The following is a 22,295-nucleotide window of genomic DNA, read 5'->3' as shown; positions in this document are numbered from 1 at the left end:
ACATGGCACTCCTCGACACCGCATCCCCCGTCGTCCCTCTCGGAGGACCCGAGCTCCCCCAGGAGCGTCGCCTGGTCACCGACCTGCCCGGCCCGCGCTCGGCCGAGCTGTTGGCCCGCAAGGCGGATGCCGTGGCCGCGGGTGTCGGTCACACGGTTCCCGTCGCGGCGGTCGCCGCGGGTGGCGGCGTGGTCGTCGACGCCGACGGCAACTCGCTCATCGACCTCGGCTCCGGCATCGCCGTGACCTCGGTCGGCAACGCGCACCCGAAGGTCGCCGCCGCCGTCGCCGCGCAGGCCGCGCAGTTCACGCACACCTGCTTCATGATCTCGCCCTACGAGTCGTACGTCGGCGTCGCCGAGGCGCTCAACCGCATCACGCCCGGCGACTTCGCCAAGAAGAGCGCCCTGTTCAACTCGGGAGCCGAGGCGGTCGAGAACGCGATCAAGATCGCCCGCAAGTACACGGGTCGTCAGGCCGTCGTCGCCTTCGACCACGGCTACCACGGCCGCACCAACCTCACGATGGCGCTCACTGCCAAGTCGATGCCCTACAAGAGCGGCTTCGGTCCCTTCGCGCCGGAGGTCTACCGGGCACCCATGTCGTACCCGTTCCGCGACGGTCTCGGGGGCGGAGAGGCCGCGGCCCGCGTCATCCTGCAGCTCGAGAAGCAGATCGGCGCCGACAACCTCGCCGCCGTCATCATCGAGCCCATCCAGGGCGAGGGCGGTTTCATCGTCCCCGCCGAGGGCTTCCTCCCCGCGATCGCCGAGTGGTGCCGTGCGAACGGCGTCGTCTTCATCGCCGACGAGGTGCAGACCGGTTTCGCCCGCACGGGGCACATGTTCGCGAGCGAGATCTTCGGCATCGAGCCCGACCTGATCACGACCGCCAAGGGCATCGCCGGCGGTCTGCCGCTCGCCGCCGTCACCGGCCGCGCCGAGATCATGGACGCCTCGCACGCCGGTGGACTCGGCGGCACCTACGGCGGCAACCCGATCGCCTGCGCCGCGGCCCTCGCCTCGATCGACGTGTTCGAGAACGACGGAGTGATCGAGCGCGCACGCGAGATCGGCGAGATCCTCACCGCTCGTCTGCTCGACATCCAGAAGAGCGACGCCCGCATCGGCGACGTGCGCGGACACGGCGCGATGATCGCCGCCGAGTTCGTCGACCCCGAGACGAAGGCGCCGGATGCCGCGCTCACGGCCGCGGTCGCGAAGGCCGCCATCGCGCAGGGCGTGATCGTGCTCACGTGCGGCACCTACGGCAACGTCATCCGCTTCCTCCCGCCGCTCTCGATCGGCGACGAGCTGCTGAACGAGGGCCTCGACATCGTGGCGGCGGCGCTCGCCGCGGCGTAGCCGTCGGGCGCGCGTTCGCGCCACCCGGAACGTCCGGCCGCGACCCTGATCGGGGGATTGGGGGTCGCGGCCGGCACTCTTCACCACAGATCCACCCCGACAGATTCACCCGACAGTTTCATCCGACGAAGGAGTTGCAATGGCTGAGATCACGCGAGACGTCCTCATCATCGGCGCCGGCGCCGCCGGCCTCACGGCGGCGAACGACCTGCGCAAGGCGGGACTGTCGGTCGCCGTCCTCGAGGCGCGCGATCGCGTCGGCGGGCGCCTGTGGACCGATGTCATCGACGGCGCCATGCTCGAGATCGGCGGCCAGTGGGTCTCACCCGACCAGCAGGCTCTCATCGACACGATCGACGAGCTCGGCCTCGAGACCTACAGCCGCTACCGCGAGGGCGACAGCGTCTACGTCGGCCCCGATGGCAAGACCTCGCGCTTCACGGGCGAGATGTTCCCCGTCTCCGCTGCCACCGAGAAGGCGATCGCCGAGATCACCGAGCGCCTCGATGCGATGGTCGCCGAGATCGACCCCGACCGTCCCTGGGCGCACCCGAAGGCCGCCGAGTGGGACGCCGTCACCTGGGATGCGTGGCTCCGCCAGCAGACCGACGACGACGAGGCCGTGCGCAACCTGGCCTTCGCCACCGGCTCCGCGATGCTCACCAAGCCCACCCACGCGTTCTCGCTGCTGCAGTCGCTGCTGATGGCGGCATCCGCGGGTTCCTACTCCCACCTCGTCGACGCCGACTTCATCCTCGACAAGCGCGTCCTGGGCGGTCTGCAGCGGGTGCCGATCCTGCTCGCCGAGCGGCTCGGCGACGACGTCCTGCTGAACCAGCCCGTGCGTTCGCTCGAATGGGGCGCGACCGGGGTGACCGCCACGACCGACGACCTCACCGTCCGCGCGCGTTTCGCGATCCTCGCGCACGCGCCCGTGCTTTACAGCCGCATCTCGTTCGTGCCGCCGCTTCCGCGCCGTCAGCACCAGCTGCACCAGCACCTGTCGATGGGCTTCGTCATCAAGGTGCACGCCGTCTACGACCGGCCGTTCTGGCGCGAGCAGGGGCTCAGCGGTACCGCGTTCAGCCCGTACGAGCTGTCGCACGAGGCCTACGACAACACCAACCACGGCGACGAGCGCGGCACCCTCGTCGGCTTCGTCTCCGACCAGAACGCCGACGACCTGTTCGAGCTGTCGGCCGAGGAGCGCAAGGAGCGCATCCTCGAGTCGCTCTCGCACTACTACGGCCCCGAGGCCAAGAACCCCGTCGTCTACTACGAGAGCGACTGGGGCACCGAGGAGTGGACGCGCGGCGCCTACGCCGCGAGCTTCGACATGGGTGGTCTGCACCGCTACGGCGCCGATCTGCGCGCCGCGGTCGGCCCGATCCACTTCGCCTGCAGCGACATGGCCGGCGCGGGGTACCAGCACGTCGACGGCGCGATTCGCATGGGTCACCTCGCCGCCGAGAACATCATCGACGCGGGTCGTGCCGGCACGGCAGCGAGCGGCGCATGACCTCCGCGATCGTCGTCGGGTACACGGCGACGGATGCCGGGGCGGATGCCGCGGCCCTGGGCGCGCGTCTCGCGCGCAGCCTCGATGCGACGCTCCACCTGGTGATCGTGCTCCCCGCCGAGGGGACGCGCAGCCCGGTCGTCCCGCCCGAGCGGGCCTATGAGGACCACATCCGCGCCCAGGCGAAGCGCTGGCTGGAGGACGCGATCCTGCGCCTTCCGCACGAGGTGCTCAGCCGCGGTCACGTGCGGATCGCCGAATCGTTCGCCGAGGGCCTCATCGCCGCCGGCGAGGAGTTCGATGCCCGCCTGATCGTCGTGGGCGCGGCCGCCGGCAGCCTCTTCGGCCGGCACCGCCTCGGCTCGGTCGCCTCGGAGCTGCTGCACTCCTCGACCATCCCGGTCGCGCTGGCACCCGCGGGCACGGCGACGCAGGACGACCACGTCGTGCCGCGCGTCACGGCCGCCGTCGGAACCCGACCGGGCGCCGAGGTACTGCTCGACGAGGCGGCGGCGCTCGCGGCCGACGGAGGCGTCGACCTGCGACTCGTCTCGCTCGTACCCTTCGACGTTCCCCCGGGACTCGACACCGGCGCGATCCGCGTCGTCGGCGAGGAGCACGCCCACGAGGTGCTGGCCCGGGCGAAGGACCGTCTTCCCGACACCCTCGGTGCGGTGGTGGAAGAGGCCCCCGGAGACAGCGTCGAGGACGCCGTCTCGAATCTCTCCTGGCTCCCCGGTGAGGTCGTTCTCGTCGGCTCCAGTAGGCTCGCACAGCCGCGACGCCTGTTCCTGGGCAGCACGGCGGCGAAGATGCTGCACGAGCTGCCCGTTCCCATGATCGTCGTCCCGCGCACGCGCGGGGAAGCAGGAGACCGCTGATGAGCAGCACGAATCGGGCGACGGAGCCCGAAGCAGTCACCACCGGCCTGTCGAGCAAGGGCCTGAGCGCCGGCACCATCGGGCTCATCGGAGCCGTCGTCATCGGCATCTCGTGCATCGCCCCGGCGTACACGTTCACCGCCGCGGTCGGCCCCACGGCATCCACCGTCGGTGCGCAGATCCCCGCGATCATCCTCGTCGGCTTCATCCCGATGCTCCTCGTGGCCTTCGGCTACCGCGAGCTCAACAACCGGATGCCCGACTCGGGCACGTCGTTCACCTGGGCCACTCGCGCGTTCGGACCGTGGATCGGGTGGATGGCGGGATGGGGTCTCGTCGTCGCGACGATCCTCGTCCTCTCCAACCTCGCCGGCATCGCGGTCGACTTCCTCTTCCTGTTGATCTCCCAGATCACGAACAACCCGGCCATCGCCGACCTCGCGAGCGTCACCTGGATCAACATCGGCGTCTGTCTGCTCTTCATGCTCGGCGCGACCCTCGTGTCGTACCGCGACATGCAGACCACGCAGAAGCTGCAGTACTGGCTCGTGGGCTTCCAGCTGCTCGTGCTGGTCTTCTTCGCCGGTGCGGCGATCGTGCAGGCGGTCAGCGGCAACGGCTTCGACTACCAGCCGTTCGACCTGAACTGGTTCAACCCGTTCGCGATCTCGTCGTTCAGCGCGGTCGCCGCCGGGCTCTCGCTCTCGATCTTCATCTTCTGGGGGTGGGATGTCACCCTCACGATGAACGAAGAGACCAAGGACCCCGAGAAGACCCCGGGTCGCGCGGCCACCGTCACCGTCGTCACGATCGTGACGCTGTACCTGCTGCTCGCGGTCGCCATGATCATGTTCGCGGGCGTCGGAACGGGCGAACTCGGGCTCGGCAACGAGGAGATCCAGGAGAACGTGTTCTTCCACCTCTCCGGGCCGATCCTCGGACCGCTCGCGTTCCTGGTCTCGCTCGCCGTTCTCACGAGCTCGGCGTCGTCGCTGCAGTCGACGTTCGTCGGCCCCGCCCGCACGCTGCTCGCGATGGGGCACTACGGCGCCCTGCCGAAGTCGTTCGCGAAGGTCAGCCCCCGTTTCTTCACCCCCGGGTACGCCACCATCGTGTCGGCGATCGTGGCCTCCGCGTTCTACGCGGTCATGCGCGTCGTCAGCGAGAACACGCTGTGGGACACCATCCTCACGCTCGGCATGATGATCTGCTTCTACTACGGCATCACCGCGTTCGCCTGCGTCTGGTACTTCCGCAAGCAGTGGTTCGACTCGGTGCGCAACGTCTTCTTCACGTTCCTGTTCCCGCTCGTCGGCGGGGCGATCCTCGCCGTGCTGTTCGTCACGACGCTGATCGACTCCATGGACCCGGCCTACGGCTCCGGCGCCCAGGTCGGCGGCGTCGGGATCGTGTTCATCCTCGGCATGATCATCATCGTCGTCGGCATCGCGGTGATGATCTGGAACGCCGTCAAGCGCCCCGCGTTCTTCCGGGGGCAGACCCTCGGCATCGACGCCCCGCCGAGCCTCCGCCGCCGCTGATCCCCTTCGCCTCCTCAGAGAAAGAGAACCATGACCACGCAGATCGCACCGGCCGAGCAGGCCCTCCTCGACAGCATTCCCACCGGCCTCTTCATCGGTGGCGAATGGACGGATGCCTCCGCCGGCGGCACCTTCGACGTCACCGACCCCTCCACCGGGGCAGTGATCCGCACGATCGCCGACGCGACGCCGGACGACGGCATCCGCGCCCTCGACGCGGCCGTCGCCGCGCAGGAGTCGTGGGCGGCGACCGCGCCGCGCGTGCGCAGTGAGATCCTGCGCCGTGCGTTCGACCTCGTGCAGCAGCACAAGGAGGACCTCGCGCTGCTCATGACGCTCGAGATGGGCAAGCCGCTCGCCGAGGCGCGCGGAGAGGTCGTCTACGGGGGCGAGTTCCTGCGCTGGTTCAGCGAGGAGGCCGTGCGCATCAGCGGCCGATACGGCATCAACCCCGAGGGCACCGGGCACATGGTGGTCTCGCAGCGCCCCGTGGGACCGTCGTTCTTCGTGACGCCGTGGAACTTCCCGTTCGCGATGGCGACGCGCAAGATCGCCCCCGCGCTCGCCGCGGGCTGCACCGTCGTGATCAAGCCCCCGGCACTCACGCCGCTGACGACCATCTTCTTCACCAAGCTGCTCGAAGAGGCGGGGCTCCCGAAGGGCGTCGTCAACGTCGTGCAGACCTCGAAGTCGAGCGCCCTCTCGGCGCCGATCATCGCCGACCCCCGGCTGCGCAAGCTGTCGTTCACGGGCTCGACCGAGGTGGGTCGCAAGCTCATCGCCCAGGCCGCCGAGGGTGTGCTGCGCGTGTCGATGGAACTCGGCGGCAACGCCCCGTTCGTCGTGTTCGATGACGCCGACCTCGACAAGGCCGTGGAGGGCGCGCTGCTGGCGAAGTTCCGCAACATCGGCCAGGCGTGCACGGCCGCGAACCGCTTCATCGTGCACGAGGACGTCGCCGACGAGTTCGCCCGCAAGGTGACCGAGCGCGTCAATGCGATGAAGGTCGGCCGCGGCACGGAGGAGGGCGTGGCGATCGGCCCGCTCATCGACGAGGGCGCGGTCGCGAAGGCCTCCGAGCTCGTCGGCGACGCCGTCGAGCGCGGGGCCAAGCTGCTCGCCGGAGGCAAGGCGCTCGACGGCGTCGGCACGTACTACCAGCCGACCGTCCTCACCGACGTCGTTCCCGGCAGTGCGATCCTGCGCGAGGAGATCTTCGGACCGGTGCTCGCGATCTCGACCTTCTCCGCCGAGGAGGAGGCCGTGCGTCTCGCCAACGACACCGAGTACGGGCTGGTCTCGTACGTGTTCACCGAGAACCTGCAGCGCGGGCAGCGGATGATCGACGGCCTCGAGACCGGCATGATGGGTCTCAACGTGGGCGTCGTCTCGAACGCCGCGGCACCGTTCGGCGGCGTCAAGCAGTCGGGTGTCGGCCGCGAGGGCGGATTCGAGGGCATCCACGAATACCTGTCCACCAAGTACACGCTCATCCCGGTCTCCTGACCCAGACACCGGCGTGGGTCCCTGAGCCCGTCGAAGGGTCCCACGCCACCACGAGAGGACACGCCATGACCGACTACGCCGTCATCAACCCCGCCACCGGAGAGACGCTGGCGTCCTTCGACACCTTCACGGACGCGCAGATCGAAGAGGCACTGGTCGCCGCCGACGAGGCGCACCGCGAGTGGTCGCGCACCTCGACCGTCGCCGAGCGCGCCGCGCTCCTGCGCCGTGCAGCCGAGCTGCACCGCGAGCGCCGCGAAGAGCTGGCCGACATCTTCGTGCGCGAGATGGGCAAGCCCCGCGAGGCCGCTCTGGGTGAGGTCGACTTCGCCGCCGACATCGCGGAGTACTACGCCGATCAGGCGGAGTCGATCATGGCCGACCAGCCGATCGCGATCCTCGGCGACGGCTCGGCGATCATCCGTCGCTCGTCGCTCGGACCGCTCGTCGGCATCATGCCGTGGAACTTCCCGGCGTACCAGATCGTGCGTTTCGCGGCGCCGAACCTGATCGTGGGCAACACGATCCTGCTCAAGCCCGCGCCGCAGTGCCCGGAGTCGTCGACCGCGATCGAGGCGATCTACCACGACGCCGGATTCCCGAAGGGCGCGTACCAGAACGTGCTCGCCACGAACGAGCAGATCGCGACGATGATCGCCGACTGGCGCGTGCAGGGCGTCTCGCTCACGGGATCGGAGCGCGCCGGTGCCGCGGTCGCCGAGATCGCCGGACGCAACCTCAAGAAGGTGGCCCTCGAGCTCGGCGGGTCCGACCCGTTCATCGTGCTGTCGACGGATGACCTCGACGCGACCGTGCAGGCCGGTGTCGACGCGCGTCTCGACAACAACGGCCAGGCCTGCAACGGCGCCAAGCGCTTCATCGTCGTCGACGACCTCTACGACGCCTTCGTCGAGAAGTTCACGGCGGCGATGGCGGCGGTCGAGGCATCCGACCCGACGCTCGACGACACGGTCCTCGGACCGGTGTCGTCCGAGACGGCGGCCGAGAACCTGCAGAAGCAGATCGATCAGGCCGTCGAGCAGGGCGCGACGCTGCTGACCGGCGGCACCCGCGAGGGCGCGTTCTTCGCCCCGACCGTGCTCGCCGACGTCACTCCCGCGATGAACGTCTACCGCGAGGAGCTCTTCGGGCCCGCGGCCGTCGTGTACCGCGTCGCCGACGAGGATGCCGCCGTCGATCTTGCGAACGACACGACCTTCGGTCTCGGCTCGTACGTCTTCACGACCGATGCCGCACAGGCCGAGCGCGTGGCCGACAGGATCGAGGCCGGCATGGTGTACGTCAACCTCGTGCTCGCCGACAGCCCCGAGCTGCCCTTCGGCGGCGTGAAGCGCAGCGGCACCTCGCGCGAGCTCGGCCACCTCGCCGCCGACGAGTTCGTCAACAAGAAGCTCATCCGCATCGGCTGACCGCCCTTGCGTACCCTCTCGTGAGAGGTCAAGAAACGCCGCCTTCCCGCCCGGGAGGCGGCGTTTTCTGACTCTTCGGGTGCGGTCTCGCGCGCGTCCTCCCGTGAGGAGTCACAACACGCCGCAGGGTACGCCACCCATGCGGCGTGTCGTGACCCCTCATGGGTTCTGCACAGCCCGCGACTCTCTTGCGTTCTGCACAATGTCCGGGGTGCAACGGCCTCGAGGTGCTCATGACGCTCGCGAGGACGGCACGATCGGCGGATGCGTCCGTCCCCGCTTCCGTCAGCTCTGCCCACCGCGTTCACCGTCTCTGCAGCGCTCACCGAAGGAGTGACCCTCAAACGGTTGCGGGCGAAAGACCTCGATCGGCCGTTCCACGGCACACGCGCTCGGGTCGCGCTCGAGAACACTGAGAAGCTGCGACTCCTCCTCCAGGCGCTGCCCTCGCACGCCTTTGTCTGCAACACCACGGCAGCGCTGCTCTGGGGTCTGCCACTCCCGATGAAGGAAGAGGCAGATGCCTGGGCGCGTCCCCGAATCGGCGTGGCCCGGGCCGAGACTCGGATCCGACGAGCCGGAGTTTTCGGGCACCGACTTGAAACGGAGGAGGACGATGTCCTCGTCGTCGACGGCATCCGTGTTCTCGCGCCGGCTCGGCTGTGGGTCGATGTATCGCGAGTTCTCTCGCTTCCGCACCTCCTCGCCCTCACCGACGCGATCATCAGCCGTCGGGATCCGATCGCCACCCTCGGTGGGTTGATGACCGCTCACCATCGGTTCCGCGGTGGGCGCGGCGCGAGGTCGAGGGAACGCGCCCTGGAGTTGGCCGACGACCGAGCCGAATCGCCGCGCGAATCGATGGTGCGCCTGATCCTGATCGAGGCCGGTCTCCCCACGCCGCAGTGCAATGTGGAGATCCGAGACGGGCACCGCTTCATCGCCCGGGTCGACATGCTCTACCCCGAGTCGCGCCTGATCATCGAGTACGACGGCGATCACCATCGTGACCCCGACCAGTGGAGTCGCGACCAGATCCGTCGCGCGGAGCTCGAGGCGCTCGGGTACCGATACGTGACAGTCACGCGCCGCGACTTCGACGATCCTGCCGCACTCGTGCGGCGTGTGCGTCGGCTGCTCGCGGCCGCAGCGTGATCTGAGGGGTCAAAACACGCCGCCTCGTGGGGCCCGGAAGCGGCGTGTTCTGACCCCTCACATCGCACCTCGCAGAAGCCTCCCGCGAGGGGTCACGACACGCCTTACAGCCCGGAGAGGGCAGGGCGTGTTCTGACCCCTCACGGGGCGCACGCGGCCAGGAAGGACCCGACGGATGCCGAGCCGGCACTCGACACCCGATCAGACCGCGCGGGTCGGGGCGGGCGTAGGGTCGAAGCATGGCCAATGTCGCTGAGAACATCGTCAAGACTCTGCACGCCAACGGGATCGACCGGGTCTACGGACTGCCGGGCGATTCACTCAACGGTTTCACCGACGCCCTCCGGAAGGACGGCACGATCCGCTGGGTCCACGTGCGCCACGAGGAGGCTGCCGCCTTCGCCGCCGCTGCGGATGCCGCCACCACGGGCGACCTCGCGGTCGTCGCGGGCTCCTGCGGACCCGGCAACCTCCACCTGATCAACGGTCTGTACGACGCCAATCGCTCGCGCGTTCCGGTGCTCGCCATCGCCGCGCACATCCCGACGAACGAGATCGGCACGGGCTACTTCCAGGAGACGCACCCGCAGGAGCTGTTCCGCGAGTGCAGCGTGTACGTCGAGTACGTCGCCGACACCAAGCAGATGCCGCGGCTGATGGAGATCGCGATGCGCGCGGCGATCGAGAAGCGCGGCGTCGCCGTGCTGGTGATCCCGGGCGACGTCGCACTCTCCGAGATCGCCGACGACCGCAGCGTCGTGATCGAGCGCACCCGCCCGGTCGTCGTGCCCAGCGGCCCCGAGCTCGAGAAGGCGGCGACCCTGCTCAACGCCGCGAAGAAGGTCACGATCCTCGCGGGCGCCGGCGTCGAGGGAGCGCACGACGAGGTCATCGCCCTCGCGGACGCTCTCGGCGCACCCATCGTCCACGCGCTCCGCGGCAAGGAGTTCATCGAGTACGACAACCCGTTCGACGTGGGCATGACGGGGCTGCTCGGATTCGCCTCGGGCTATCGCGCGATGGAGTCCGCCGACGCGCTCCTGGTGCTCGGCAGCGACTTCCCCTACGAGCAGTTCTACCCCGACAAGGCGAAGACGATCCAGGTCGACATCCGCGGCTCGCAGCTCGGCAAGCGGCATCCGCTCGATCTGGGCCTCGTCGGCGACGTACGTGCGACGGCCGAAGCCCTTCTCCCGCGCATCGCCCGCAAGGACGACCGCGGCCACCTCGACGACGCCCTCGCGCACTACCGCAAGACCCGTGCGAAGCTCGACGACCTCGCGGTGCCGACGAAGCCGGGGCGTCCGATCCATCCGCAGTACCTCGCGAAGCTGCTGAACGACCACGCCGCAGACGACGCGATCTTCACCGCCGATGTCGGGTCTCCCACCGTCTGGGCGGCCCGCTACCTGCACATGACCGAGCAGCGCCGTCTGATCGGCTCGTTCACGCACGGGTCGATGGCGAACGCGCTGCTGCACGGCATCGGGGCGCAGGTCGCGCACCCCGAGCGGCAGGTCGTCGCGCTCGCGGGCGACGGCGGACTCGCGATGATGCTCGGCGAACTGATCACCCTCACCCAGAACCACCTGCCGGTGAAGACGATCGTCGTGAACAACTCCTCGCTCAACTTCGTCGAGCTCGAGATGAAGGCGGCGGGCTTCGTCACCTACGGCACCGACCTGACGAACCCGAGTTTCGCGGCGATCGCCGAGGCGATGGGCATCTTCGCGCGTCGGGTCGAGAACAGCGAGGACCTGCCGGATGCCGTCCGCGAGGTCCTCGCGCACGATGGCCCCGCGCTGCTCGACGTCGTCACCGAGCGCCAGGAGCTGTCGATGCCCCCGGCGATCGAGGCGGCGCAGGTCAAGGGCTTCGCGCTCTACGCCATCCGCACGGTCATGTCGGGACGCGGCGACGAACTCCTCGACCTGGCCCGCGCGAACTGGCGCCAGTTCCTCTGACCCGCCGCTGCGCTCAGGGATCCAGGAACCTGGGTCCCTGAGCCTGTCGAAGCGCCCGCCGCGAGAGACTCAGCTCTCGACGAGTGCCCGCACCTCGGCGGCCTCGCCGTGACGGCCGAGCCCCTCGAGCACGTCGCCGAGTTCGAGGGCCGCGACCTGGCGCAGCTGCGGGAACTCCGCCCCGTGCTCGATCGCACTGCGGTACACGGCCACGGCATCGGAACCGCGCTCGTTCGAGACGAGCACGCGGGCCGCGAACAGCTCCGAGCCCCCGGCGGAGCCGATGTCTCCGATGGTCGCGAAGGCGTCGGCGGCGGTGAGCGCGGCGGCGACGGACTCGTCGATCCGTCCGAGCTGGGCGAGAGCGCGCCCGCGGGAGTCCGTGACATCCGCGCGCAGCCAGTCGGCCTCGTGCTCGGTCGCGAGGGCTGCGACCTCGTCGAAGAGCGCGAACGCCCGCTCGTCGCCGCGCCCGCCGTAGGCCTGACCGAGGTTGTGCAGCACATCGGCCATGACGCCCACGGCGTCGGGTGCGCGACGCACGATGTCGGCGGCCGATTCGAGCAGCGCGAGCGCATCGTCGTTCTCGTCGAAGCGGGCGAGGATCTTGGCCTGCTCGCTCATGGCGCTGGCCTGATCCGCGTACTCCTCGCCCTGGCCGAACAGGTCGGCGGCGTAGCCGTACGCGCCGACCGCCTGACCGAACTCTCCCGCCGTGGCGAGCGAGCGGGCGAGCAGCATCGCCGTGGCGGCGCGCGAGGCGGGTTCGACCTCGGCCTTCTCCTCGCGCTCGAGCACGGTACCGAACAGCTCGGCGGCCTCCTCCGCATCGCCGGCCGCGAGCATCGCACGCGCGAGACGGAAGTCGGCGCCCGTGGCATCCGCCCCTTCCTGTGCGGCGATGCGCGCGAGCACCCGGAACCGCGCGACGGCCTTCTCGGGCTCGCCGGCGTCCTCCCATAGCGCGCCCGCGAGCAGGTGCGCCGAGCCGAGTGCACGGGTGGCCCCGAGGCCCGCGATCAGGCGGCAGACCTCGTCGGCATCGGCAGCGCCCTCGGCGAAGTCGCCGCTGCCGCCGCGGATGCGGGCCCGCGTCTCGAGCGCGTGCGCCCGGTGGCCCGTGCTGAGGTCGTCCTGCGCGATCAGCCGGTCGAGCAGCGCGGATGCCGCTTCGGTGTCTCCCTTGTGCAGCAACGCCGAGATCGCGACGAGCGTCGTCGTGTTCGACAGGCGGGCGTCCTCGGCCTCCGCGAATGCGCGCGCCGCCTGCTCGGCGAGGTTCAGCGCGGCGTCGGCGTCGTCGCCGCGCAGGTGCAGCGATGCCCGGCTCAGGGCGAGATCTCCCCGCGACCGCGCCGGCAGAGCCGCGGCGTCGGCGAGCTCGCGGTCGAGGGCAGCGGCATCCTCGGGGGTCGCGAGGCCGAAGGTCGCGAGCCCGAGGCGCTCCTCGAGATCGGCCTGCTCGGCCTTCCCCGCCGCGCGCAGGGCGGCGATGCGCTCGGGAAGCACCGGCCACGCCTCCTCGGCGCGATCGAGCGCGACGAGGATGCCGAGGCGCATCGACAGCAGCTGCGCGCGCTTCTCGGGGTCGGTGACCTCGAGGGCGTGCGGGAGCGCGGCGAGGGTACCCTGCTCGTCGCCGTACTGGGCGAGCTGCATCGCGCGCTCGTACCAGCCTTCGGCGTCCGTCGGATCGACGGTGGCGGGCTGTGCGACGAAGGCATCCGAGCGGATCGGCACGTCGTAGCTCTCGGTTCCGAGCGCGCGCATCCGGTCGAGTGCGCGGGCGTGACCGTCGGTACCGTCGCGGCGGTCGAACTCCGCACCGAGGCGCTCGGCCGTCGCCCAGGCGGCTGCGGCGAGGTCGGCGGCGCTCCAGGGACCGTCGTGCGGTCCGAAGAACGGCACGAGGGCCGCGGCATCCGCTCCCCGCACCGGGGTCTCGCCGTGGCCGGTCGCGGCGACACGGTCGAGCGCGACGGCGAACGCGGCGAGTGCGGCGAAGTGCGCGTCGACGTTGAGTCCGTCGTGCGCGAGCCAGCCGATGTGCCGTTCGACGAGCGACAGTGCGCGCGCCTCGTTGCCGGTGATCGCGGTGAAGACGATGTTGTTCGCGACGATGCGGAGGTTGTCGGGGTTGTCCTTCGCGAGCCGGTAGCTGCGCAGGTGCGCGGTCTTGGCCTCCTCGCCCCGCCCGTTGCGCAGGTACGGCACCAGCACGCGCGAGAGGGCGTGCTCGGGTTCCTCCCCGCACGAGAAACCGCCCTCGATCATCTCTTCGACGAGGCGGATGGCGTCGGCATCCCGATCCGTCTCGGCGAAGAACCCGGCGAACTGGCTGCGCCCGCAGGCGTCGCAGTGGCTGTGGTCATCGCGCGGGGTGGCCTCGAGCTGCACGCGCAGCGCCTCGGCATCGTCGATGCGTCCCGCGTCCCACGCGTCTTCGAAGCGGGCGGTGAGCACGCCGCTGAGTCCGAGGTCGGCCGCGCGGTAGTGGTTCTCCATGTCGTCGAGCACCGCGGCGATCTGCTCCTGCGAGAACGCGGGGGAGGAGCGCAGCGACGATGCCATCCACTTGAACTGCCACATCAGGTCGGCACCGCCGTACTCGAGGTCGGCGGGGAACCGGCCGGGGTCGGCGTCGTGGCGGGCGAGGCACCAGGCGAAGGAGTTGAGCATGACGTCGGTCGCGCCGTTCATGTTCGCCGACGCGGTCTGCCGCATGCGCGCCTGGTACTCGAGCTGCTCGTCGCCGATCTCCTGCGCGAGGGCGACCGCCTCGGCCACGAGAGTCTGCTCGGCGGGGCCCCAGGGCGTGCGGTCGATCTCTTCGATGAGCTGCGAGAAGCGCTTCTTCGGACGGGTCATGGAAATCTCCTCGGTGCGGGAATCAGCGGGCGGGCCCGTCGGCGGTGCCCTCGAAGGGGAGCGCGTCCTCTTCGAGACCGGCCGAGAGCGAGACGAGGTCGCTGAGAGCCGTGGTCATCAGCGTGCGGTCGGCATCGCTGAGCGGGTGGTGCCCGGCGAGCAGGGCCTGGATGTACAGCAGCTGGAGAGTGCGCGCGAACACGGCGTCGTCATCGACGCGGACCAGCGCGCGCACGACGCGGTTCGACCAGTTCAGGCACAGGCGCGCGCTCAGGTCGTCGTCGCGGGCGGAGGACAGGGTCTGGTCGATCTTGTCGAGCACACCGCCCCAGAGCGAGCCGGTGATGCCCTTCGTGCGGCCGCGGTCGATCGCACGCAGCACGTCGGGGTCGGCGACGTACAGGCCGGTCAGGTCGGGGCGGTCGATCGATCGCACCACGACGGCGCACGACGAGGCCGTGAGCACGGCGCTCGCCCTGGCCTCGAGGGCGACGGCGGCGTCGCGGTCGTCGAGCGGCGGAGGGTCGAGCCGGTCGAGTTCACCGGTGACGTCGACCTTCTCGATCGTCACGGCGGGGTAGAGGTCCGGCAGCATGCGCACGAGGTCGGCGTCGTAGAGGTAGCCGCCGTTGACGAGCACCTCGGATGCCGGCGAGATGCCGGCGACCTGGCGGAACTCGTCGACCGACGAGGCGTAGCGCACGTGCGGGTAGCGTTCGACGAGGTCGCCCAGCTGCATCGTGCCGTGGGTGGTCTCGACGGTCAGCCACCGGGTGATGAACCGGGCGAGTTCCTCGTCGTGACGCACGAGCGACTTGAGCCCGAGCTCGTGGATCGCGACGAACTGGGCCAGCCGGTGCGGCTCGCGCAGACCGAGCTCGAGGATCCAGCGGCGGATGCCGGCACCGAGCTGTTCGCGCACGCGTTCGAGTGCCGCGTCCTCGACGAGCGATTCGCGGCTCGCGGTGGGCGCGAGCCCGGTGGAGTCGACGACCGCTCTGACGAAGAACGCCCAGTCGGGGAGCACGTCGGCGGCGCGCTCCGAGAGGAGCATCCGGCCGAGGTACATGCGCGTGGCCTGCCGTGCGCCGGGAGGAGGAGCGAAGGGCAGCACGTAGGCGAGTCCGCGGGTGCCGGTGGCCGGCTCGTGCAGCTCGATGACGTCGAGGGGCGCCGCGCCGAGCAGTTCGCGGCCGTACTGCACGGCGGTTTCGGGGGTGCCGTCGAGGAACGGGGCCGGGTGCGTGATGTCGATGTCGCCCGCGCCGGAGTCGATCGTGACCCGCACGGGGAGGAACTCGCCGAAGGCGGTCGCGAGCTCGTTCACCGCGGCGGGGCGCAGCAGGTCGCCCGCGTCGAAGCGCGGCACGAGGCGCACGCTCGTGCCGATCGGCAGCTCCTCGTCGATCTCGGCGACCTGGAAGGTGCCGTCCGAGCTGCCCGTCCACTCGACCGACGCCCCGCCCTTCGCGCTGCGGGAGCGGATGACGATGGTGTCGGCGACCATGAAGCAGCTGAGCAGGCCGATCCCGAACTGGCCGAGGTAGTCGCTGCGGGGCAGGTCGAAGATGTCCCGCTTGGAGCTGCGGCCGACGGTGGCGAGCAGATCGGCGACCTCGGTGAGCGTGAGTCCCACGCCGTCGTCGCGCAGCACGAACTCGCCGTTCCCGGCGGTGAGCGGGGTGATGCGGATCCGTCCGCCCCCGCCGTCGACCTCTCGTCGGGCGGTGATCGCGTCACGGGCGTTCTGCAGCAGCTCGCGCAGATAGACCCGGGGGCTGGAGTAGATGTGGCGGCTCAGAAGGTCGACGACGCCGCGCAGATCGACCTGGAACTGCTGCACATCCGCTGTCATCGACACCCCTCCCAGAGATTCCCCGCATCGAAGCCTACAAGAGGGCGCCGACGTCGCCCCGGTTCGGCGGGCGACGTCGGATGCCGTACACTGGGGGAGCAGTTTGTTCTCTGCATTCTTTCGCCGTGCCCCGGGTCACTCCGAGTCATTCCGTGAAAGGATGTGGGAACACCCCGAGACCTCCCGGTCTCTAGGGCGGTAGCTCAATTGGCAGAGCAGCGGTCTCCAAAACCGCAGGTTGCAGGTTCGATTCCTGTCCGCCCTGCGCGTCAGCGCACGCTGACACACGAAAGGTACATTCAGGATGAGTCAGGACGAACCGCGCGGCGAGGTCATCGCGGCTGGCGCCGCCCGCGAGAAGAAGGGCAACCCCTTCTCCCGGTTCTTCGGAAGCATCGCCCTGTTCATCCGCCAGGTCATCTCCGAACTGCGCAAGGTCGTCACACCGACCCGCAAAGAGCTGTTCAAGTTCACCGCGGTCGTGCTCGTCTTCGTCCTGATCGTGATGGGTATCGTCTACGGCCTCGACACGTTCTTCGCGTTCGTGACGCACTACGTGTTCGGTATCCCCGGCTGATGACACCCCCGCGGCTCGCGCCGCAGGCTGACCGACAAGTCTCCACGGCTCTCGCCGCGGTGAGTGGAAAGAAGCAACGTGTCTGAACGATATTCCGACGACGCCGACTGGGCACCTGCCGCAGAGCAGTCCAGCGAAGAGGACGAGGCCCAGGAGGGCAACATCCTCGCCGAGGAAGAGCGCGCATCCGAGTCGGCGGAGCACGTGGCCGTGCACGTCGAGGACGAAGACGGCGATGACACCGACGACGACATCGAAATCGAAGACCCGGAGGCGGACGCGATCGTGAACGACGCTCTCAACCTGGACGAGGCAGCGGAGTCCGAAGCCGCCGCCGAGGTCCTGAACGACGCAGTGGCCGAAGAGACGGCTGAGCTCGAGGCCGCCGAGGCCGACGAGGTCACCCCCTACGACGGGCCCGACGTGAACGGCGAGGAAGACCGTCCCGCCGCCGACGTCGAGGCCGATGAGGACGACGAGGACTCCGAGGAAGACCCCTACGAGGCGTTCCGCCTCGACCTGCGGATGCTTCCCGGCAAGTGGTACGTCATCCACTCGTACGCGGGCTTCGAGCGCAAGGTCAAGGCGAACATCGAGCAGCGCAAGTCGACGCTCGAGGTCGAGGACGAGATCTACCAGGTCGAGGTCCCGATGGAGGACGTCGTCGAGATCAAGAACGGCCAGCGCAAGATGGTCACCCGCGTGCGCATCCCCGGCTACGTGCTCGTGCGCATGGAGCTCACGGAAGACACCTGGTCGGTCGTGCGCCACACCCCGGGTGTCACGGGCTTCGTGGGCAACGCCCACAACCCCACGCCGCTGCGCTTCGAAGAGGCCTTCAACATGCTGAAGTCGCTCGTCGAGGTCAAGGACGTGCCGACCGCCAAGAACATCGCGTCGAAGGGCGGCGTCGCCGTCGCCCGCCCGCTGCCGGCAGAGGTCGACTTCGAGGTCGGCGAGACGATCACCATCAAGGAGGGTTCGTTCGCGGGCCTTCCCGGTTCGATCAGCGAGATCAAGCCCGAGAGCGGCAAGCTCACGGTCCTCGTCTCGCTCTTCGAGCGCGAGACCCCGGTCGAGCTGTCGTTCGACCAGGTCACGAAGATGATCTGACCCAGAACTCTTCACGCAGAACGCCCCGCCGGTCCGTCCGGCGGGGCGTTCTGCGTTCGGTCGCTAGTCGCGATCAGCCGCGGCGACCATCGCGACCACGAAGTACGCGACGCTGTCCTCGGGGCCGTTCTCCACGCGCTTGAACGCCTTGCTCAGCGGATTGGAATAGTCGCCCTTCGGGCCGACGACCAGAAGGTCGAACGGAGCCCGGAGCGGTACGTCCTCCGGAGTCTCCACCCAGCGGTAGCCGTGCTGGCGCACCATCACCTCGCCCACGTAGAACCCGGCGGCGAGCACGGTCTCCGCCACGGCGTCGCTGCCGGGTTCCTCGAAGTTCCCGAGCACGCCGTCGACCGTGCGCAGACTCTCGACCGAGTAGTCGAGAGTGATGCCGTCGATGTTCCGCACGGCGTCGGCGAACGTCTGCGCGTGCGCTGCGGCGAACTCCGCCTCGGGCGGATGCTGCAGGCGCAGACCCCGGCCGGAGAACGCGGCTCCGCGAATCGGAGCACCGCCGTCGAGCTCGGCGGCCAGTTCCGCCTCGAGGTCACCGCGGATGATCGGCATCGCCGTCGTCGGCGGCGCGGCTTCGACGCGCGGTGCGGGTGGGGGAGTCGGGGTCTTCGGTTTGCGGCGGAACAGTCCCATTCGTGCTCTCCTTCTCCTGCCACCTCTCGTGCCGAGCTGGCGGTGGCTGACCCGTTCACCCTCGCATCCGTATCCGACTTCCGGCTGGGAACACCCGCGCGTCGCGCGAGGTGCGAGCAGCGGCATCCATCCGGTAGACTTCTATGGTTTGTGCGCCGTTTCTGCGTGCGCGCGAACATCACCGCCGTCCGGAATCGCCGGATCGCGGGAGAGCGGATGCATCCGGCATCCGTTCGAGGAAAGGAAGAGGAAATGGCACCGAAGAAGAAGGTGACCGGCCTGATCAAGCTTCAGATCAACGCCGGTGCAGCCAACCCGGCGCCGCCGATCGGCCCCGCGCTCGGTCAGCATGGCGTCAACATCATGGAGTTCTGCAAGGCGTACAACGCCGCGACCGAGTCGCAGCGCGGCAACGTCATCCCCGTCGAGATCACCGTCTACGAGGACCGCAGCTTCACCTTCATCCTGAAGACCCCGCCCGCAGCGGAGCTCATCAAGAAGGCCGCCGGCGTGCCCAAGGGCTCGTCGACCCCGCACACCGTCAAGGTCGCGAAGATCACCAAGGAGCAGGTCCGTCAGATCGCCGAGCAGAAGCAGGCCGACCTGAACGCGAACGACATCGAGGCCGCCTCGAAGATCATCGCCGGAACCGCCCGTTCCATGGGCATCACGGTCGAGGGCTGAGGAGAATAATCATGGCTAAGTCCAAGGCTTACAAGGCTGCCGCCGAGAAGATCGAGGCAGACCGTTTCTACACCCCGACCGAGGCAGTCGCCCTCGCGAAGGAGACCGGCTCGTCGAAGTTCGACTCGACCGTCGAGGTCGCGCTGAAGCTCTCGGTCGACCCCCGCAAGGCAGACCAGATGGTGCGCGGCACCGTCATCCTGCCCCACGGCACCGGCAAGACCGCCCGCGTCATCGTCTTCGCCACCGGCCCCGCGGCCGAGGCAGCGATCGCTGCGGGTGCCGATGAGGTCGGCGGCGCCGAGCTCATCGAGAAGGTCGCCGGCGGCTGGACCGCGTTCGACGCGGCCGTCTCCACCCCGGAGCTCATGGGCCAGGTCGGTCGTCTCGGTAAGGTCCTGGGTCCGCGCGGCCTGATGCCGAACCCGAAGACCGGCACCGTGACCCCGAACACGGCCAAGGCCGTCGAGGAGATCAAGGGCGGAAAGATCGAGTTCCGCGTCGACAAGCACGCCAACGTGCACTTCGTCGTCGGCAAGGCCTCCTTCACCGCCGAGCAGCTCGACGAGAACATCGGCGCAGCGCTCGAGGAGATCGTCCGCCTCAAGCCGTCCAGCTCCAAGGGCCGTTACATCCAGAAGGGTGCGGTGTCGACCACGTTCGGCCCCGGCATCCCGCTGGACGTCAACTCCATCTGACGCTGAGTCACCGAAACGCCCCCGGGTCCGCCCGGGGGCGTTTCTGCGTCCCGGCATCCGCACCCGATATACCAAAACCGCAACGCAACGTCATCGCCGGCCCGCCACCCCCTCGACTCCACGTACTGTGGGGGAGTCCCGCCGCGGTCGCGTAAAATCGCACCGCGCACCTTATGCCCCAGGAGGGTTCATGTCCCGTCGTCTCATCGCCGTCACCGCACTCGTCGTCGCCGCTGCGGCGCTCACCGCCTGCAGCGGTTCGAGCACGCCCGCCAGCACGTCGAGCGACGAGAGCTCGGCATCCTCCGACTTCGGCCTCGCGACGGAGGGCACGCTCACGGTCGGCACCGAGGGCACCTACCGCCCCTTCAGCTTCCACGACGACAACGGCGCGGGCGAGCTCACCGGCTACGACGTCGAGATCATCGAGGCCGTCGCCGACAAGCTGGGCCTCGAAATCAAGTTCGAGGAGACCCAGTGGGACGCGATCTTCGCGGGGCTCGACGCGGGTCGCTTCGACGTGATCGCGAACCAGGTCACGATCAACGACGACCGCACGGCGAAGTACCTCTTCAGCACGCCGTACACCGTGTCGCCCGGCGTGATCGTGGTCGCCGATGACGACGACTCCATCTCGTCGTTCGCCGACCTCGAGGGCAAGACCACCGCCCAGTCGCTCACGAGCAACTGGAAGGACCTCGCCGAGGAGTCCGGCGCCAAGGTCGAGGGCGTCGAGGGCTGGGCGCAGGCCGTCGAGCTGCTGCGTCAGGGCCGCGTCGACGCGACCATCAACGACAAGCTCACCTTCCTCGACTACGAGACGACCAACAGCCCCACGGGCCTCAAGATCGCTGCCGAGACCGACGAGGCGGGCGAGCAGGCCTTCGCCTTCACGAAGGACAAGGAGTCGCTCGTCGAGGCCGTCGACGCTGCGCTCGAAGAGCTGCGCGCAGACGGCACGATCGCCGAGATCAGCGAGAAGTACTTCAGCGAAGACGTCTCGCAGTAACCGATGGAGAGCCCCTGGCAGCTGTTCCTGGATTCGCTCGGGCCGATCGCCCTGGCGGGTCTGACGGCGACGGTCCCGCTCGCGCTGGCGTCGTTCGCCCTGGGGCTCCTCATCGCGGTCGGCGTCGCCCTGATGCGGATCTCGGTGAACCCGATCGTCTCGGGAATCGCCCGGTTCTACATCTCGGTGATCCGCGGCACCCCGCTGCTCGTGCAGCTGTTCGTGATCTTCTACGGCATGCCCTCGATCGGCATCACGATCGATCCCTGGCCGAGTGCGATCATCGCCCTGTCGCTGAACGTCGGCGGCTACGGCGCCGAGGTCGTGCGTGCCGCGATCCTCTCCGTGCCGCAGGGGCAGTGGGAGGCCGCGTACACGGTGGGCATGAACCGCACCCGCACGCTGACGCGCATCGTCCTGCCGCAGGCCGCGCGGGTGTCGGTGCCCCCGCTGTCGAACACGTTCATCTCGCTCGTGAAGGACACCTCGCTCGCGTCGCTGATCCTCGTGACCGAGCTGTTCAAGGTGGCGCAGCAGATCGCCTCGACCACCTACGAGTTCATGGTGCTCTACCTCGCCGCGGCGCTGGTCTACTGGGTGTTCTGCCTCGTGCTGTCGTTCGGCCAGAGCGCCCTCGAGAGGAGGCTCGACAGCCGTGTCGCCCACTGACCCGATCGCACTCCCGCCCCAGGCCCCGCAGGGCGAGGAGCTGCTCGCCGCCCGCGGCCTCCGCAAGAGCTTCGGCGACAACGAGGTGCTCCGCGGCATCGATCTGACGCTGCACCGCGGTGAGGTCGTCGTGCTCGTCGGCCCCAGCGGCTCCGGCAAGACGACCGTGCTGCGCGCGCTCAACGGCCTCGAGACCCCGGATGCCGGCACGATCGTCGTCGCGGGTGGACCCGACATCGACTTCGCCCCGGACGCTCGCCCGAAGCCGCGCGTGCAGAAGCAGAAGCGTCTCGCCCTGCGCGACCGCTCGGCGATGGTGTTCCAGCACCACAACCTCTTCCCGCACCTCACCGTGCTCGAGAACGTGATCGAGGGTCCGTGGCGGGTGCAGGGGCGCCCGAAGGCCGAGGTCGTGGCCGAGGCGCGGGCCCTGCTCGACCGCGTGGGTCTCGCCGACAAGGCGGATGCTCGACCCCATCAGCTCTCGGGCGGTCAGCAGCAGCGCGTCGGCATCGTGCGTGCACTCGCTCTCAAGCCCGACCTGCTGCTGTTCGACGAGCCGACCAGTGCGCTCGACCCCGAGCTGGTGGGTGAGGTGCTGCTGGTGATCAAGGAGCTCGCCGACGAGGGCTGGACCATGGCCGTCGTCACCCACGAGCTGAGCTTCGCCCGTGAGGCCGCCGATCACGTGCTGTTCATGGACGGCGGCGTGGTGGTCGAGCAGGGGCCGCCGGACGAGCTCTTCAGCGCCCCGAAGCACGAGCGCACGCAACGCTTCCTCACGCGCATCCTGCGCCCCCTCGACGGCATCTGA

At 69.3% G+C, this 22,295-nt stretch carries 18 protein-coding genes and 1 tRNA gene; 16 read left to right on the top strand and 3 right to left on the bottom strand.

The window, feature by feature from the left end; all coding sequences use genetic code 11:
* Positions 1-2 precede the first annotated feature (2 nt).
* From gabT to poxB, 8 genes are all read left to right on the top strand, one after another.
* Complete coding sequence (gene gabT / locus WFJ97_RS15560) at positions 3-1,364, top strand: 4-aminobutyrate--2-oxoglutarate transaminase (protein WP_336642161.1); 1,362 nt, start codon at positions 3-5, stop codon at positions 1,362-1,364.
* 139 nt (positions 1,365-1,503) lie between these two features.
* Positions 1,504-2,883 carry a flavin monoamine oxidase family protein gene (locus tag WFJ97_RS15555; RefSeq protein WP_336642160.1) on the top strand — a complete coding sequence of 460 codons (1,380 nt, stop codon included), beginning with the start codon at positions 1,504-1,506 and terminating at the stop codon, positions 2,881-2,883.
* Positions 2,880-3,764, top strand: a complete 885-nt coding sequence (locus WFJ97_RS15550) for a universal stress protein (protein WP_336642159.1) — start codon at positions 2,880-2,882, stop codon at positions 3,762-3,764. Before WFJ97_RS15555 ends, WFJ97_RS15550 begins: the two co-directional genes overlap by 4 nt.
* Positions 3,764-5,305, top strand: a complete 1,542-nt coding sequence (locus tag WFJ97_RS15545; RefSeq protein WP_247625135.1) for an APC family permease — start codon at positions 3,764-3,766, stop codon at positions 5,303-5,305. The genes WFJ97_RS15550 and WFJ97_RS15545 overlap by 1 nt, the downstream gene beginning before the upstream one ends.
* Before the next feature lie 30 nt (positions 5,306-5,335).
* Positions 5,336-6,811, top strand: coding sequence for an NAD-dependent succinate-semialdehyde dehydrogenase (locus WFJ97_RS15540; protein WP_336642158.1), 1,476 nt, complete (start codon positions 5,336-5,338; stop codon positions 6,809-6,811).
* A gap of 65 nt (positions 6,812-6,876) precedes the next feature.
* Positions 6,877-8,241: an NAD-dependent succinate-semialdehyde dehydrogenase gene (locus WFJ97_RS15535; RefSeq protein WP_247625133.1), complete on the top strand. Its 1,365-nt coding sequence runs from the start codon at positions 6,877-6,879 to the stop codon at positions 8,239-8,241.
* Between the two features lie 264 nt (positions 8,242-8,505).
* On the top strand, positions 8,506-9,396 hold the full coding sequence (locus tag WFJ97_RS15530; protein ID WP_336642157.1) for an endonuclease domain-containing protein: 891 nt from the start codon (positions 8,506-8,508) through the stop codon (positions 9,394-9,396).
* A 239-nt stretch (positions 9,397-9,635) separates the two neighbouring features.
* Positions 9,636-11,360: a ubiquinone-dependent pyruvate dehydrogenase gene (gene poxB / locus WFJ97_RS15525; protein WP_247625132.1), complete on the top strand. Its 1,725-nt coding sequence runs from the start codon at positions 9,636-9,638 to the stop codon at positions 11,358-11,360.
* A gap of 69 nt (positions 11,361-11,429) precedes the next feature.
* Here the strand turns inward: poxB and WFJ97_RS15520 are convergent, their stop codons facing one another.
* Both WFJ97_RS15520 and WFJ97_RS15515 read right to left on the bottom strand, forming a co-directional pair.
* The gene (locus WFJ97_RS15520) at positions 11,430-14,228 is read right to left on the bottom strand and encodes a hypothetical protein (protein WP_336642156.1); all 2,799 of its coding nucleotides are present in this window, start codon (positions 14,226-14,228) and stop codon (positions 11,430-11,432) included.
* 22 nt (positions 14,229-14,250) lie between these two features.
* Positions 14,251-16,083 carry an HSP90 family protein gene (locus WFJ97_RS15515; RefSeq protein WP_336642155.1) on the bottom strand — a complete coding sequence of 611 codons (1,833 nt, stop codon included), beginning with the start codon at positions 16,081-16,083 and terminating at the stop codon, positions 14,251-14,253.
* Between the two features lie 192 nt (positions 16,084-16,275).
* Here WFJ97_RS15515 and WFJ97_RS15510 point away from each other — a divergent pair.
* The 3 genes from WFJ97_RS15510 (at position 16,276) to nusG (ending at position 17,773) form a co-directional block, all read left to right on the top strand.
* Positions 16,276-16,348: transfer RNA gene (locus WFJ97_RS15510), tRNA-Trp, on the top strand.
* Between the two features lie 39 nt (positions 16,349-16,387).
* On the top strand, positions 16,388-16,660 hold the full coding sequence (gene secE / locus WFJ97_RS15505) for a preprotein translocase subunit SecE (protein WP_247625129.1): 273 nt from the start codon (positions 16,388-16,390) through the stop codon (positions 16,658-16,660).
* Positions 16,661-16,738: 78 nt separating this feature from the next.
* Positions 16,739-17,773, top strand: coding sequence for a transcription termination/antitermination protein NusG (gene nusG, locus WFJ97_RS15500; protein ID WP_336642154.1), 1,035 nt, complete (start codon positions 16,739-16,741; stop codon positions 17,771-17,773).
* Between the two features lie 63 nt (positions 17,774-17,836).
* Here the strand turns inward: nusG and WFJ97_RS15495 are convergent, their stop codons facing one another.
* Entirely contained in the window at positions 17,837-18,421 is a 585-nt protein-coding gene (locus WFJ97_RS15495) for a hypothetical protein (RefSeq protein ID WP_336642153.1), read from the bottom strand.
* A gap of 252 nt (positions 18,422-18,673) precedes the next feature.
* On the opposite strand from WFJ97_RS15495, the gene rplK reads away from it, so the two are divergent.
* The 5 genes from rplK to WFJ97_RS15470 all read left to right on the top strand — a co-directional run bounded on the left by rplK (position 18,674) and on the right by WFJ97_RS15470 (position 22,295).
* Entirely contained in the window at positions 18,674-19,105 is a 432-nt protein-coding gene (gene rplK / locus WFJ97_RS15490) for a 50S ribosomal protein L11 (RefSeq protein ID WP_247625126.1), read from the top strand.
* 11 nt (positions 19,106-19,116) lie between these two features.
* A complete protein-coding gene (gene rplA / locus WFJ97_RS15485) occupies positions 19,117-19,803 on the top strand; it encodes a 50S ribosomal protein L1 (protein WP_247625125.1) in 687 nt (228 codons plus the stop codon).
* A 190-nt stretch (positions 19,804-19,993) separates the two neighbouring features.
* Complete coding sequence (locus WFJ97_RS15480; protein ID WP_336642152.1) at positions 19,994-20,812, top strand: amino acid ABC transporter substrate-binding protein; 819 nt, start codon at positions 19,994-19,996, stop codon at positions 20,810-20,812.
* Between the two features lie 3 nt (positions 20,813-20,815).
* Positions 20,816-21,481 (top strand): amino acid ABC transporter permease, encoded by a 666-nt coding sequence (locus tag WFJ97_RS15475; protein ID WP_247625123.1) that lies wholly within the window; start codon positions 20,816-20,818, stop codon positions 21,479-21,481.
* Entirely contained in the window at positions 21,468-22,295 is an 828-nt protein-coding gene (locus WFJ97_RS15470; protein WP_308194267.1) for an amino acid ABC transporter ATP-binding protein, read from the top strand. Before WFJ97_RS15475 ends, WFJ97_RS15470 begins: the two co-directional genes overlap by 14 nt.

The organism is Microbacterium sp. USHLN272 (assembly GCF_037149655.1).
Taxonomy (GTDB): Bacteria; Actinomycetota; Actinomycetes; order Actinomycetales; family Microbacteriaceae; genus Microbacterium; species Microbacterium galbinum.
This window is presented reverse-complemented; position numbering and strand designations above follow the sequence as displayed.

Excerpts from the sequence above, each read along its gene's own strand:
- rplK (WP_247625126.1), top strand. The coding sequence starts at position 18,674 with ATGGCACCGAAGAAGAAGGTGACCGGCCTGATCAAGCTTCAGATCAAC.
- WFJ97_RS15545 (WP_247625135.1), top strand. The coding sequence starts at position 3,764 with ATGAGCAGCACGAATCGGGCGACGGAGCCCGAAGCAGTCACCACCGGC.
- WFJ97_RS15530 (WP_336642157.1), top strand. The coding sequence starts at position 8,506 with ATGCGTCCGTCCCCGCTTCCGTCAGCTCTGCCCACCGCGTTCACCGTC.
- secE (WP_247625129.1), top strand. The coding sequence starts at position 16,388 with ATGAGTCAGGACGAACCGCGCGGCGAGGTCATCGCGGCTGGCGCCGCC.
- WFJ97_RS15480 (WP_336642152.1), top strand. The coding sequence starts at position 19,994 with ATGTCCCGTCGTCTCATCGCCGTCACCGCACTCGTCGTCGCCGCTGCG.
- WFJ97_RS15495 (WP_336642153.1), bottom strand. The coding sequence starts at position 18,421 with ATGGGACTGTTCCGCCGCAAACCGAAGACCCCGACTCCCCCACCCGCA.
- WFJ97_RS15535 (WP_247625133.1), top strand. The coding sequence starts at position 6,877 with ATGACCGACTACGCCGTCATCAACCCCGCCACCGGAGAGACGCTGGCG.
- gabT (WP_336642161.1), top strand. The coding sequence starts at position 3 with ATGGCACTCCTCGACACCGCATCCCCCGTCGTCCCTCTCGGAGGACCC.
- WFJ97_RS15475 (WP_247625123.1), top strand. The coding sequence starts at position 20,816 with ATGGAGAGCCCCTGGCAGCTGTTCCTGGATTCGCTCGGGCCGATCGCC.
- poxB (WP_247625132.1), top strand. The coding sequence starts at position 9,636 with ATGGCCAATGTCGCTGAGAACATCGTCAAGACTCTGCACGCCAACGGG.
- rplA (WP_247625125.1), top strand. The coding sequence starts at position 19,117 with ATGGCTAAGTCCAAGGCTTACAAGGCTGCCGCCGAGAAGATCGAGGCA.
- WFJ97_RS15540 (WP_336642158.1), top strand. The coding sequence starts at position 5,336 with ATGACCACGCAGATCGCACCGGCCGAGCAGGCCCTCCTCGACAGCATT.
- WFJ97_RS15555 (WP_336642160.1), top strand. The coding sequence starts at position 1,504 with ATGGCTGAGATCACGCGAGACGTCCTCATCATCGGCGCCGGCGCCGCC.
- WFJ97_RS15520 (WP_336642156.1), bottom strand. The coding sequence starts at position 14,228 with ATGACCCGTCCGAAGAAGCGCTTCTCGCAGCTCATCGAAGAGATCGAC.
- WFJ97_RS15515 (WP_336642155.1), bottom strand. The coding sequence starts at position 16,083 with ATGACAGCGGATGTGCAGCAGTTCCAGGTCGATCTGCGCGGCGTCGTC.
- WFJ97_RS15550 (WP_336642159.1), top strand. The coding sequence starts at position 2,880 with ATGACCTCCGCGATCGTCGTCGGGTACACGGCGACGGATGCCGGGGCG.